We start from the raw sequence: 12,759 nt of genomic DNA, 5'->3' as shown, positions 1-12,759 counted from the left end.
TCTTTTAATCTCATAGAATCACTCTATCAAAAAAAGGGTGAAATAAATTTCACCCAGTAGGAAGGTTCCATTAGACAATGATTATGATTATATGCTGGTATTTTGAAAGGTTCTAGTACTTTTTAAGGTTCATTTACCCCAGTTAAAATGTTTGCCAATCACTCCTTAACATCATTCCTCCACCCTGAGTATGGCATCAATCGGTTAGTTTTCACCTCCCACTTTTCCAAATAAAATTCGGTAATCCCCTCTAATATTCTTTTTTTAAAAATTGTCGATTCAAATTAGTAACCATCCTTTTTAATACTTCTACATCGTCCATAAACTGCTCTACCTTATTTTCTCTGACAAACTCCATTAAAAGGTAGCGCTCCCCCTTCACCCGTTTTAAAGCATTTAAATACTGCTCCCACATGGTTACACCTGAAGAGAATGGTAGTCGGTTGGTATTTTCCCAATAGAAAACATGAACATGCGATAGCCAAGGGCTAACCCTTTCAATGCTATCTATCCTCTTCTGAACAGACTCATTGACGGCAGGTTGCCAGTATAAAAAGACGTTTGGGTGATTAATTTCTTCCATTAGCTGTGTAGCACTCTCAGCCGTATCAGTAAGCGTCCCTCGGTGGTATTCAAAATGGATGCTTATCATTTTATTTTTTGCTAACTCAGCGATTCTTTTGGCATCGTCCACTACCTTTTTTCTATCCTGTTCACTTGCTTCGCGCGATCCTACCCGGCCGGCCCATACTCGAATTGATGGAGCTGTTAATGCTATGGCTGTCTCTAATACTTTCGCAAAAGATTCTTGTCCGTCTTCCTCATAGCCCACCCGGTAATAAGATCCGTAAGACGAAACTTGTAGGTTAGCTTGTTTTGTTAAATAAGCGACTTGAGTGGCACCTTCCACATTTCCCGGTGGTACATGTATATCTCCTCCCCATTCAATACCACTGATGCCTGCCTTTTTTGATATATCAATCACTTCAGCAACTGACAATTGTCTGAAGGTTATCGAACATAAACCTACCTTAAACATCGCTTCCCTCCATTCTAAGAACGGTGTCATATCCTTATTAACCTTCTCTTTTTATATAAATCTATTACTATTATAAGTTTTTAAAAATTATAACACCGCTTACATAGGCGGTCAATCGCTACTCATTGAACCTGTGGGAAACACTCCCCCCCAGATATTTTTCATAATAATAACCCTCTCTTTTCCCATTTTATACTAAACCAATTGAATAAATCTATTTTTGATGTTCTTCTTTGATCCACCTCTTTTTTAAATCCCAATTCTTTGTCTTTCAAATCCCCCCTTTGAAAGGTATCACTTGAATGAAAATCCCCTGTAACACAATTCATTGCCACAGGAGATCTCTTGAAATTTCAAAATCTATTGCCATTTCTTAAGTAAAGAATTAGCACCGTCCTGAAGCATGTTGTATGCTTGTTCAGATATCCCCCCATCTTTCTGCTGATGATCAAGCAACTGTTTCAATCCCTTCACGTGCTTGATGACTTTTTCCGATTCCCCTTGATTTTCAAAATGTTCTAATGCTGTTAAGTGGGTCTCCAAAGTTCGCGCAACGTTTTTATCTTCGATATCACCCCACGAATGGACAAGCTCAACAAGTTTCAGTATTGTATTGGCACTCTCGCCTTCCTCCTGTATCAATCGTTCCATCAGCTGCTGTTTGTAAAGACTTGCCAAAGTAACGTGTTTTCCCGTCGACTCCCAATAACCCTCGCTCCGTGGTCTTGAGTCGTAGTTGTTCGGTACAAGTCCAGCGACAACCGGACCAACATGACCGATGGCGTAGTTTTGTGCGGTTGGCGGCTGTTGACTGGTCAAATCCCCTTCCGTATTCCATGTCACGTAATTGGCCCCCGCCCATCCGTGACCGCTACCAAGCCACGCCCGGTCTCGAATCGAAATCTTCGCTTTTACGTTATCAAACAACCCACCGACTGACCACCTATGATGCGGTTCGCTCGTATTGTAGTCCCTTGCGCTACTGCTATCTAAGACAACATTCGGCCCTTGTACTCGGCTATCAACAACAAACGCATGACGCGCCGTTTCCACGTGTACACGTTGTACTAGGCTCAACTGCCCCATTAAATGGTTGGCATACCTACGTCCACCAGTGATGATGCTGATAAAGTCAGTGGCTGTGCTGTCCTCAACCGTTATCCACTTGGCATTACGGCTCATTTGTACCAGCGAATAAGACATGTGGGTAGCTGAAAGATGACGAGCCCAGCCATTTTTAACACTGTTAAATACGACAAAGCGCTCGGCATGGTCTTCATCCGCATAATAAGGATCGGTTTTTCCGTTATCCATGACCGTGTCGGTAATGCTCGGGTCGAAATCACTATCGGCACGCATATTTTCTACTCCGACTTGTTCGATCCTGGAGACATCTGAATATTTCATGAGCTGACCACCGCCCCATTTGTGATCAATTGCGTTCGCAATAGGGGCATCAATGGTGATCTCGTTACCGTCGATTGCAGTAATGACGCGGTCAAAGTCGAGATTGAAAGGCGCCCACTGATTCGTCCCACTAGTGACGCCGGGTCGCATGAAGATGCGGTCCATCCCGATCTCACTGATCCAACGCGCATTTCCAACTCTGCGTACCATAACGCTATCACCGACATTAAATGCAGAGGCATCACCCACATGGAAGGTACGATTGCCAGATGGAACATACAAATCTGTAATCGTTTCCGCCGATGCAGAGTCTATAGAAGGACCGGATCCAGAACCAATCTCGATTAAATTTCTCCGCTCGCTTCCAGTTCCATAAATGAGAGTACCATCTTCTCCCCCTCCTTCCCCGCGTAAAACAACACCGCTCTCATTAATATGCAATGTACCTCCAATATTATAGCGGCCTTTTTTCAATAGGACAGCCCCACGGAACCCGTCTTTATCAATTGGTAACTTCGCTACACGATCAATGGCCTCTTGGATTATCTGTGTGGCGTCTCCATCAACCGGCTCGACTGTTACGGCGACCTTTACATTGGGGATTGTTACACCGCCACCCATATAACCGCTATTAGAAAAATCTAAAACCCGGTTCCCTTTATAGTCTGGAACATATGTTAAACGATGGTCGTCATTCAAAAACACAATGCTACTTTGCCCTTCAGGAATATCCCCCTGTTGTAAAGCTGTAAAGTAAAATGTATCATAAACCGGATTTTTTCCCGCCTCCTGCAGGGTCAAACGAATCTCGTATTGACCATTTTCGGGAATTTTCCCCGCAATGACAATGTCCTTTTTCTCATCCTTGGCTAATGTATGCTGCGGGATTTGTGCGACCACATCTTCTCCGTCTTTCACCACTTCGCCTGACAATTCTATGGAAACGTTCGCTCGAACATTTAAGGTGGGGAAATCATCTTTAGGTTCAAGTACGGCCGGTTGACCGATTTCCATCTTCATATTAGGGTGTGAAATGTCTGTATGGGCAACATACGATTCATCAAAAAATTCCTCCGGATCATGAATATATAACCACATATAAGGAGTTGTTAAGGTTTTTCCGTCCGCCAATTCGACCTTTGCTGTCACCATACTTGCTCCTACTTCGATAGCAGTAACTTTTCCAGAAAGGTCGATGGTTACATTTGGGGTCGAGGAATGGTACTGTTTTTTCACTTCGGTTAGGTCTACCTCTTCCCCCGACTTCAATTTTCCTTTTAGTTGGAGTTGATTTGTCTCTCCCTTGTTCAGATCAATAAAGGCATTCTCCGAATAAGCCTTCCCGGAATCATCAACAAAATAAATATCTGTCAAATTTATTGGTTTGTCCTCCCCTTCTTCCAATTGATAGATTGCCAGTTCAAAAGTCTGCAAATTTAAATTACGGCTTAAGGTAATATCCAATTTCACATACCGTGCTGTGACAGTATCGAAACTCACTTGTTCATCCTTATTAAATCCAGATATTCCTTCGAACGCTTTTTTCCATGTTTCTCCATCGTCTGAATATAGGATCTCATATTTTCCGATATTGTCCGTCCGATTCCACATCGCATGTAACGTGTTAAATGATTGACGACTCTCTAAATCGACCGTAATCCATATGTTACCGTCCGCGCGATCGGCAGCTAACGGTTGCCAGTACGTTTTATAATCCCCATCAACAGCATTGCTCGCTTTTCCAACACTCGTGTCACTACTTACAGTAACCGGCTTATTAAGAGCTAAGTTCGAAGCCATCTCTTCCTTTGCTTGCAAAGAAGGCACATAGGAAAATAGCAACAACGCAACTATCGATAGGTTTACAAAAACAAACGTGAATAGGTTTCTTTTCATTGTCCGTCCTCCTCTAATTGTTTGCTAGAAACGGTTAATCATCCTTGAATAAGACCAGCTGGTCACCTGCTTTAGTTTCTAGTTCTATATACTCCCCAGGCACTTGAACCTCTTTGTAATGGTTACAATATACGACTACACGCTCTTCTGGCCATGGATTTTGAATTCGGCATGTACGGCCCTTCTCGCTTTCTACTAAAACATATTTCACACTACCTTCTGAATAGGCACTACTAACAAGAAAGGCCCCAACCGCCCTTAGTTTACGAAAACTTGCAGGCTGATCATCTGGCCAAACTGGAAACAGTCTAATGGTTTTTTGATGGCTTTGGAGAAGCATCTCCTGCAAACAAACTGGGACGGCACTTGCATCCTCAATTCCACCTCCCCCGTGATGAATCGACAAATTTTCCAACGACCTCTCTTTACATTCTGTTCGCAAACGATCCAAAATAACACGCGGATCATATCCCACTCTTGCGGCAGCAGCATAATAAGTCGGAAATGCGTTAAAATCGCTCCAACGCTGCATCTCATCTACTGTATCCCAAGCAATAGTAAGTAATTCCGAAGGGCTATCCAAGCCAATCACACCAGCGGGAAACACATGCTGCACAGCCAAAGAATTGCGATGATTCCAATCCATTCCTTCTTCTGTTAAGCGAAACACTGTTTTCCCATTGCGCTCCAAAATCGGATAAGGGCTAAGATGATCCAAAATGTGGCGCCATTTTTCTCGTCTCCTCTCATCACATTTAAGCTCAACGCTAAGGTCCAACAAAGCCATAAAAATCATACGGATAAAACCAAGCGATAAAATTGGATTTTTCTTGTCTTTCGAACGTTCGTGGATATCGTCATTGTAGATAACGTAGCAGTTATTCTCGAAAACAAGGTAATCCTCCCAAAAATTACCGACCTCCATTAAAAAGGGATAAACCTTCCTAGCATAATCCATATCATACGTATGATAGATGTGCATGAGCAGATTCACAGCTGCAAAAGCGGCATTCGACTTTTGTCCATGAAAAAACATCGAACAGACCATACCATCTGCTCCTAGCTCAACAGGCATATAGATACCGCGGCAGTTCAGCTTTTCCCTGGCGAACTTTTTGCCCAAGGGAAGGAATGCAAGAAGTGGCTCACAATACGATTCCGCAAGGTCAACACGATTACCTGCATATAGCCCCCAGAATGGTGCCTCATAGTTGTAATTCATCGTGTATGAACCTGTCCAGGCCGGTCGATCTGTCGTAATCCAATTGCCAAAGAGCCCTGGAGGTGTCTTACCGGCACGGATACAAGAGCCTATGATATAATAAGAGGCATAATAATATTTCTCTAGCACGGGATCACCGATCTCAATATGTGAGGCCGTCCAAAACCTTCGCCACCAGTTACGGTGGTCTCGCTTAAGTGTAACGATCCGGTCTTTCTGTCCGTATGTTTCAACGAGGTTTCGCGCAGCATTGAAATAAATCTTCTTGTCACGATTACTAACGATTGCCGTTAAAATGACAATACGGTCTCCGGATACCATGGAAATTTGAGCCTCGACATCATGGAAATTCCATTGATAGTTAGCTTTCCTTCCTAAGACACTGTTAACCACCGCTACCCGCCTCGTTTCGGGAACATTGGTTGAATTTGTGGCATATCTGAACCACATTGAATCATCATCTACCCCATTCTCATAGTTGAATACCTCATTAGTTGTTTTCTCACCTGCATGAAGTTTCATTAAGATGTCCAGTTTCCCTCTAACACACTCCAACTCATTGACAAGCATATTCGAATCGGCTGCAACCCAAGAACAAAGATTGACCTCCACCTGCTCGCCACGAAAAAAGCCTTTCACCTCGGCATTGAGAATATCCTGTTCTTGCCGATACTTTGCCTTGTTAAGATCGGGAATGGACAGCGAAAGTTGACCAACTGTTATCATTCGGGCCCCGGTTCTTCTCCCCTGGTCGTTAAGCAGTCGGTCGACCCGCTGTTCCGCTGTTTCCCCAAGATATGGTTGCACCCAGAAATCGCCTTTTCCAATATAAAATGTCTGCTCCTCGGGTCCTCCGCCAATGGCAATTCCGACATCTCCATTCCCTAGAAGCGGAGCATCCGTCCATGTCTCAGTCGGAATGCGCTCAGAAGGTTTGAGAAAAATTCCTTTCCGATCCTCCCACTGTTCTTCACAAAGGTGGATCTCCGCATCTCTCAAGATTCGTTCGATTTTTTCCATGTGTCTCCCTCCTGTGATTTCAATCGTCGGTCCGTTTATTTCTTAACCTCAAACATTAAAGCGCAAAGCAGTTGATCACCGTAGTTCTTAAGGTTTATTTAAGATTACATCCCCGACTCTTACTTGTTTCCTCTCTACTGACTTGGATTTTTATTATAGTGAAATAAAAATGTGCACCTTCATTCAGTTTAATTGTGTTCATTTCAAGAAAACTTGCAGATGCAATGGCTTCTCGCAAATTCTTACGGATTTTAATTTCTGTTGACTCTTCGGATATCCTTTGACTGACGTTACCGTTGGAGGTAGAAGAATGTCAATCTGTTTTTCCCTGTCAATTGAAACTATAGTAAGCCCCATCTCCCCCTTGTCCATATCCCATTCCATTAAACATTCCACTCCCCCCCTTGCCAACAATGGTCCCGCTTTCCCCCTCTTCCAGCGAGAAGGTAATGCGGGCATAATATGAAGTTCACCGGGGAGGGAAAAAAGCAACATTTCCTGAATCGCCGAGGTCCACCCCATATTGGCGTCAATTTGTACAGGAACCCTTTCCATATCAACACCGATACCCATACCCCGCCAATCATTATGCAGTGTCATGAGGTTGTTCATCAAAGAGAAGCGCGGCAAAGTCTCCAAACACTGAAGTGCCTGGTCACCTTTACCCACCCGGGCGTAACAGTTAGCCATATGGGTAATGGACCAACCGGTCTGTTCTTTCAATCCGGTGACGTGTCGATTCTCAACTGCCTTCACGAAAGCTCGAAATAAGCCAGGGTCGCTGAGACGAGTTACCTCCGTTCCTGGAAAAATAGGATACAAATGGGACTCGTGCCTATGGTGATCGTTGTCTTCAAAGAATGGATGCATCCATTCTTTGATCGCACCATCCTCATTAGTCTGGTAAGGCGGAATTCGATTTAACATCTCCTGCCACTTAGGAATGTCTTCTACATATTTGTCAGCTACCCGTGCTCCATCAATGAGATGAATCAACAATTCCTTAGCAATAGCAAAATCCATCGTTGCATTCATCGTTGTTTGTATCGATTTATGCGCATCCATCCTATAATTTCCCGGCGTATTCTCCGGTGAAATGGATGGTGCACTCACGTAATAACCGTCTTCGCCAACGGTAAGAAAGTCCTCATAAAATAGGGCAGTCTCCCGCATAAACGGCAACGCCCGCTTACGTAAAAATTCAATATCTCCTGTATACAAGTAGTAATCATAATAATGCTGGCTCATCCATCCTGCTCCGCCAGTCCAATGAACAATATGGGGGGATGTATGCTTAAGTAAGCCGGAATCGGGTGCAGTTGGAGCAGGGATAAAAATGCCTCGGCAACCATAAAGACGCGCAGCATTTAAGCGGAAATCATCCATCAACTTCTCCAGATAATTGAACATAGGTAGTGCAAGTTCTGGCATATTGCCAGAGAATGCCTGCCAGTAGATCATTTGCATGTTTTCATTCACCATATGGAAAGCCCAAACAGCATTGTAATCACCACACCATAAACCATATAAATGACAAGGCTGCCCCTCTTCATGTGAACTCGATATAAGTAAATATCTTCCATATGCCCACATTTTCTCTACTAAGACAGTTGGAGTTTCCCCATCATAAGCCTGCAGAAGTAGCTCTTCATTGGACAGTTCACATCCCGATGCAAATAGATCTAATTCCATAGCTCTAAACAGCCTACCATGTTCGGTAACATGTGAAGCCAACAACGATCCATAGCATGGTTTCAACGATGATATTTCCCGCTTTAGCCGCTTCCACTCCGTGTGCCTATTTCCTTGTACAAACAGCTTCACGATCACAACGACTGAGTCAGAGTCACGAACATGAAGTCCTTCCGCCCCGGCTTCCATTTGACCATTGCGGCTAACGACCCGGGCAACCGCACCGAAGTCAGTGCCGTCGTTGTTTTGTGCGGCATAATAAATATACTCTTCCTCGCATTTCGTTTCTTCCTGCTCAGGAAACACAATATCGGGTCGATGTTTATCATGCAATTGAAGAAGGAAGCTCGCCTCGACTTGTTTTGGTCCTTCTCTGCGAATTTCATAGACGACTGCTTGATCAGTTCTAGATACAAATAGCATCCGTTCATATTGCGTCTCACCGTCTGTCCAGCAAACAGACACTTCACCAGTTTCCATGTTAAGTTTTCGCCTGTAGTGCTGAAAGGCTTGACGAAGCGGCATATAGACTTTTAGATCTCCTAATGGGAGAGGAGAAGCGATCTTCGGCTTATAACCTTTTTTGCTTAACGCATCGGATAACACATGGTCCGCTTTAGAAACATCGCCTTTCAATAATAAATGGCGAACTTTAGTAAGGTGATCGCTTACATCAGGCAGTTCCGGTGTACGACCACTTCGCCATAGCCCTTCATGATTGAGTAATACCGTTTCTTCGTGGATTCCACCATATACGGATGCACCAATCCTTCCATTTCCAGAAGGTAACGCTTCTCTCCACATGGAGTGCCACCAAGAAGCCGGATAGCGCATACTAATATTGTTCTTCATCAGGTAGTGACCTCCTTCATACATAATCCTCTCAGTTACTCATTTCAATAACCCCGTTACCTTCCTTATACTTTTCATTCATTTCCTCTAAAATTTCATTTCCGCCTTTTTCCTCATATTCCTTAATCACTTTCGGCCAATCTGAAATCGATTCCTTGCCATAAATCATTTTGATCATATGGTCTATGATCAGTTTTGGACCAACGTCGTCTGCTTGTGGCGCCAAATCAGGATATTTTGAGAACGATTCAGGAGCAGGTACAAACCGGACTGTACCAAGCCCTTCATTAGAAACAATCGTATCTAAGTACCGCATCATGTCACGCCCGTCCTCAGTCAATTCTTCCCTCGCCTTGTTATAAATGTTGTCATGTACAAACCAGAACATGCCGCGGAATCCGTCTTCATCAATCGCCTTAGTTGTAGTAGGTGGTGTAAAATGAACTTTACCGTTTTCTACCGTGTAATCTTCACCTTCAATACCAAAGGAGAAAAAACTTTCAGCTTCCGATGTCGTCATCCACTCAAAAAACTTTATAATCTGGATAGCCTTCTCCTCAGGAACCTCACTATTAATGTAATAGGATGTAACTAGGCTGGAATACAGAAGGTGTCCGCCACGATTTTCAGGTCCATGTGGTGAGGGTATAATTTCAATTTTCGCTTCTGGTTCCGCTTCCTTAATTTTAGTGCGGAAATTGGATAAACCTTGTGCATTGGCTGACCACATACCAGCTTTGCCCGATTCAATGCTTTTGCTATAGTCGGTCATACTAAGCGTGGCAAAGTCTTTCGGAATCAAGCCTTCATCGTACATTGTCTTATAAGTTTCTAATGCCTTCGTCATATTCTCAATATCAAAGAATTTAGGGACGACATTGCCATTCTGAACTTCGAATTGTGAGGGGAGAACATCAAAGGCCCCAAGTATTGTATCTGCATATTTGAAGTTTTCACGCATTTGATAAGGATTTTCAACCCCAAGTTTTTTAAACGCTTTCATAACCTCCAAAAATTCCTCAACTGTCTTTGGTTGATCTAACCCCGTTTTCTCAAGTAAATCAGCGCGAACAAAAGTAGCTCGCCGAGAAGGGTTGGATAACCAAGAAGGGATGCCATAGATCTTTCCGTTATAACTTGTTTCTTGCCAAGCCGCCTTTGGCACCGCCTTCATAAGATTGGGGGCGTATTCATTCAAAAGGTCATCAAGTGGCATAAAAACTCCTGCCTCCACAGAACCAGACATTCCTGTTGTCGTGGCACCCCCCACATTTTGTACCACATCCGGTATATCGTTCGAAGTAAACATTAAGGACATTTTTTGATCAAAATCTTTTAATGGAAACATTCGTAAATCAATATTCGTATTTGTTAGTTCTTCCAGTTCCTTTACCCATTTTTCTTCATTAATATTTGGCGAGCTTTCAGCATATTTGTTTCCACTGGATGTCATTGACATAGAAAAAGTAAGTTTGCCATCTTCCTTATCATCTGCTTTTTGACCTGATGTAGCCCCGCTACATCCTGAAAATATCCCCATCACTAAGACACTAGTTAACAGAAAAACTACCATTTTCCTCACTTTCATTGCCCCTCTCCTTTAAACACTTAGCAAACCTGATTATGACTCAATCTTACATTTTTCCGCCATCGGACAGAATGTTATTTTTTATCATCTTATTGTGTTTTTTTATGGGCTATTGGTGGTGAATGAATGATCGGTATGCAATGGATCGGCGGGCATTAACATACAAACAATTGTCCCTCCTCCTTCTCGTTGATGAATTTGTAAACCATACTGTTCACCATACGCCATTCGGATACGCTTATGGACATTGGTTAGTCCAATGCTTCCTTTTGATGCTTGTGATTGTAAAGACTCTTCGTCCAATAGAGAACTCGTTTGCAATTTGCTCAATAACTTAATTAATTGTTCTCTTCTGATGCCGGCACCGTTATCCTCCACTATAACTAAAAATATACCACCTTCTACCGCGGTCTTAATACGTATAAAATGATCATCGTTTCTCCCATTGGGAAAGGCGTGATTGATCACATTTTCCACAAGAGGCTGCAAGGTAAGCCGAACCATCTTGTATAATAAATATTTCTCATCAACTGCCACCTCAATTTTAAAATCAGTCCCAAAACGATGTTTCAAAATAGCGGAATAATGAAGGACATGTTCTAACTCTTCCTCTACGGTTACTTCTTTTAAATTTGTCTGTACAGAATACCTTAGCATATAGGAAAGAGATTTGATGATTTCCTCAATTTCGGGTGAATCCTTAACAGCAGCATAACAAACAATTGTTTCCAATGTGTTATATAGAAAATGAGGATTTATTTGCATTTGCAACGCCTGAAATTCAGCTGTTTGGCGTGCAAGTAAAACTTTTTGATTATGCAACCTAGTCTCATACACGCGCTCAATTAATTCAGATAACTTGTACACCATTCGGTTATAGCTTTCTGTTAAGTCAGCAATTTCATCCTTTCGATGAGATGGTGGAATGATAGACCAGTTTCCACTTTCTGTCTGCTGCATACTTTTTCTTAGGGTTTGAATGGGTCTAGTGATTGATCGTCCAAAACGATGGGAAATCCACAACGCTAATACCAGGGTCATGAGTCCAACCGTAATGGTCGTCATGCGAATAACGGAAACAGGCGCCCGTAACATGTTGTATGAATTTGAAATAATAAGATGCCAACCAGAATAATCTGAACGGCGGGTCATATAGACCCTTTTAGGCCGGTGCTCCTTGTCTATAAAATATTCCTCAGGCGATCTCAACAGGCGATGTTTAAGATCCCCATCTAACTGAGTACCAATTTTATAACGTTCCGGGTGAAAAATGATACTTCCATTCTCATCAACGATGGAAAAATATCCTTCCTCCCCCAATTCAATTCCTTTCCATAAATTCGAAAGTTCTGCGGAATTCATTTCTACCGCCAATATGCCTTCAAATTGTGTTGAGGAAAGTCCACGTATTTTACGGGCCAAAGTAATGACGGGACCGGTACTATGATCTAAAAAGCTCTTTCCAAAGATACTAACCTTTCCATCGTTTTGTGTTTGGGCTTTTAAAACTTTCAATTGTTCGGCTACTTCTGCAGAGGTGAATGAGGATCCTTGCATATTGTTGTAATCATAAACAGCATTCCCGTTATAACTAATAATGTAAATAGAAATCACTTCCGGGTTATGGATAAAAATAGGTCGAAAGTGCTCCTTCATTAAGGAACGATAATAATAGCGATCATACCCTTCAAGGGGTGGCTGGTCGATAAACTGCTTGATGTCTTTATTCATTATTAAAGATACAATCGAACGTTCGTAAGATTTTAAGTAGGCGTCTGAATGATTAAGTGCATTGTTTATAATTTGTTCCATGTATTTGTAATTTTGTTCATCCAATTGTCTTGAGGATTGCTCGTAAGTAAACCAACCAACTGAAGTGAGGGAGAACACACAAATCACCAGAAAGTAAAAAAACAATTGACGAGCTAAACTATTTCTCATAATGGCCCCCTGACAACCTATCAACCTCTCAATTTTCCTTAATGGCCGCCACCCATAGGAGAAAGTCGGATATTTTTAGATTCATTAAAACTATACCCTTGA

Annotated in this window: 6 protein-coding genes; all 6 read right to left on the bottom strand. The window is 42.5% G+C overall.

All coding sequences use genetic code 11. The annotated features are described in order from the left end of the window. Positions 1–250: 250 nt before the first annotated feature. Positions 251–1,039: a sugar phosphate isomerase/epimerase family protein gene (locus KI363_RS05620; protein ID WP_212965757.1), complete on the bottom strand. Its 789-nt coding sequence runs from the start codon at positions 1,037–1,039 to the stop codon at positions 251–253. Between the two features lie 360 nt (positions 1,040–1,399). Further along, a complete protein-coding gene (locus KI363_RS05615) occupies positions 1,400–4,342 on the bottom strand; it encodes a discoidin domain-containing protein (protein ID WP_212965756.1) in 2,943 nt (980 codons plus the stop codon). A 34-nt stretch (positions 4,343–4,376) separates the two neighbouring features. Continuing rightward, positions 4,377–6,584: a glycosyl hydrolase family 95 catalytic domain-containing protein gene (locus KI363_RS05610; protein ID WP_212965755.1), complete on the bottom strand. Its 2,208-nt coding sequence runs from the start codon at positions 6,582–6,584 to the stop codon at positions 4,377–4,379. A 198-nt stretch (positions 6,585–6,782) separates the two neighbouring features. Next, complete coding sequence (locus KI363_RS05605; protein WP_212965754.1) at positions 6,783–9,128, bottom strand: glycosyl hydrolase family 95 catalytic domain-containing protein; 2,346 nt, start codon at positions 9,126–9,128, stop codon at positions 6,783–6,785. Positions 9,129–9,159: 31 nt separating this feature from the next. Continuing rightward, on the bottom strand, positions 9,160–10,710 hold the full coding sequence (locus KI363_RS05600) for an extracellular solute-binding protein (protein ID WP_373306733.1): 1,551 nt from the start codon (positions 10,708–10,710) through the stop codon (positions 9,160–9,162). Between the two features lie 108 nt (positions 10,711–10,818). Next, positions 10,819–12,657 (bottom strand): sensor histidine kinase, encoded by a 1,839-nt coding sequence (locus KI363_RS05595; RefSeq protein ID WP_212965752.1) that lies wholly within the window; start codon positions 12,655–12,657, stop codon positions 10,819–10,821. Between the last annotated feature and the right edge of the window lie 102 nt (positions 12,658–12,759).

The sequence above is a fragment of the Lederbergia ruris genome (genome assembly GCF_018332955.1).
GTDB lineage: Bacteria > Bacillota > Bacilli > Bacillales > Bacillaceae_C > Lederbergia > Lederbergia ruris.
This window is presented reverse-complemented; position numbering and strand designations above follow the sequence as displayed.